Source organism: Actinomadura sp. 7K507 (genome assembly GCF_004348425.1).
In the GTDB taxonomy this organism is placed as follows: Bacteria; Actinomycetota; Actinomycetes; order Streptosporangiales; family Streptosporangiaceae; genus Spirillospora.
The window spans coordinates 1-1,676 of sequence record NZ_SMKK01000516.1; the positions used below are offsets into that span (position 1 = coordinate 1).

Below are 1,676 nucleotides of genomic sequence, written 5' to 3' on the forward strand. Positions count from 1 at the left end.
AAGAGACAGGTACGCCTGGCCGTACGGCGTGGCGGGCGGGGGGCCTCCGGTAGAGGTGTAACCGCGCGTCCCCTCGGAAACGGCCCATCCGTGTTCGGTGAGCTGGGCGAGGACTCTGCGGCTGGTGCGGGCCGAGACCTTCCATTGCTCCTGGATCTGGGGGTTGGTGGGCAGGCGTGCGCCGCGCGGGTACTTGCCGTTGACGATGTCGCGCACGATGGCGTCGCGGATCACGGCGACGAGTTCGGGCGAGTTGCCGGTGCCCGTGCTCGATGTGGTGTTAAACGGCTCCTGGTGTCCCAATGTGGCCACCCCTACCTATTGGGTCCTGCGGGTTCGTGATCTACGCCCACCCTAGCGTGCCGAACTCGGTACGCCTAGGTTTACTTCCGTGTGGACTTCGGCACACTCTTGTCATGACTCGTACCGACTTCGGTACGAACGGTGGGAGTTTCAGGAGGTGTGTCGGACATGCAATTCAAGATCGAGATGACCGGGCTGCGGTGCCTGGTCGCGGACGCTCCCGAACAGCGTCGGGACTTCGAGTCCAAGGATCTGCGGACCGACGCGGAGGGGCGGCCGTTGTTCCAGGTGCGGCTGCTGGTGATGGACGGGGAGCAGAGTGCGCCGATCAAGGTGGGCGTGGTCGGGGACCCCGGTCTGAGTCAGGGGGCGTTCGTGGTCCCGGTGGGGCTGGCGCTGAACGCGATCGATCGGCGCGGGGACACGGTGATGTGGTGGACGGCCGAACGGCTGGAGTCGGCACCGATGCCCGGCGGTACGGGGCCGGGCGCTTCGGGTCCGGGCGCTTCGGGCGGGGCGTCGGGTAAGGCGGCGGGGAAGGCTGCCGAGTGATGGCGGGCCTCGGACGGCTGCTGAGCGGCGGGCCGGTGGTTCCGGCCGATGGCCTGGTCGCGGTCGGCGCGGTGGATCGGGCGTGGTCGCGTGGTGAGTGCGCGTACGTGATCAGCGTGGGCGCGACGGGTCCGGCGCGGGTGCACTACTCGATGTCGGAACCGGCGGGGCCGACGTGGCTGCGGCTGGCGCAGATCTCCGAAAGGCGGCGGCGCCGGGTGCTGGACGCGGCGCTGCGGTGCGGGGTGCTGGCGGGCGCGGGGCTGCTGCGGGGCGGCCCGGCCGAGGTGGGCCGGTTCGGGTGGCTGCATGTGGCCGGGCACGGGCTGAGCGGGTGGACCATCCTTCCCCCGGATCGGCGGATCGGCGGCGTGGCGTTCCTGGACCTGGTCGGCGGGCTGGTGCCGGGTGCGGTGTGGCGGGACCTGCACGCGCGGCGGCAGGAGGCCTGGCAGGACTGGGCGCGGCGGTCGGGCTCGGTCCCGTCGCTGAACCTGGAGTGCACGCGCCGCGACCCCGACGACGGGCCGGTGAGTGGCGGGTTCGACGCGGAGGCGACGCGGCGTCAGGCGGTGGATCAGGGTCCGTGGGACGCGCCGGTGGCCGGGCGGCGGCGGCCGGGTGACGGGCGAGACGGCGGGCCGGGTGAGGGCTGGCCGGGTATCCGGCACGGCGGCGGCATGGGCGGTGCGTGGTGAGTCGTCCGCGCCGGTATCACGGGGTGCAGGCGCCGGGGCGGGTCGGCTGCCTCCGGTGGTGCAGCGGCCGGACCTGCCGGTGCGGGCGCGGCTGACGGTCGGGTCGGCGCTGCTGCTATGGGT

3 protein-coding genes are annotated in these 1,676 nt (G+C 72.6%); 2 read left to right on the plus strand and 1 reads right to left on the minus strand.

All coding sequences use genetic code 11. The features are described from left to right. On the minus strand, positions 1-312 hold a 312-nt coding region (locus tag E1285_RS44980; RefSeq protein ID WP_132161018.1), incomplete at its 3' end, for a GntR family transcriptional regulator. A 159-nt stretch (positions 313-471) separates the two neighbouring features. Here E1285_RS44980 and E1285_RS44985 point away from each other — a divergent pair. Both E1285_RS44985 and E1285_RS44990 read left to right on the plus strand, forming a co-directional pair. Further along, complete coding sequence (locus E1285_RS44985; protein ID WP_132161019.1) at positions 472-855, plus strand: hypothetical protein; 384 nt, start codon at positions 472-474, stop codon at positions 853-855. Continuing rightward, on the plus strand, positions 855-1,553 hold the full coding sequence (locus E1285_RS44990; RefSeq protein WP_132161020.1) for a hypothetical protein: 699 nt from the start codon (positions 855-857) through the stop codon (positions 1,551-1,553). The genes E1285_RS44985 and E1285_RS44990 overlap by 1 nt, the downstream gene beginning before the upstream one ends. The last annotated feature ends 123 nt before the right edge of the window (positions 1,554-1,676 follow it).

Coding starts and splice junctions, on each gene's coding strand:
- E1285_RS44990 (WP_132161020.1), top strand. CDS start 855: ATGGCGGGCCTCGGACGGCTGCTGAGCGGCGGGCCGGTGGTTCCGGCC.
- E1285_RS44985 (WP_132161019.1), top strand. CDS start 472: ATGCAATTCAAGATCGAGATGACCGGGCTGCGGTGCCTGGTCGCGGAC.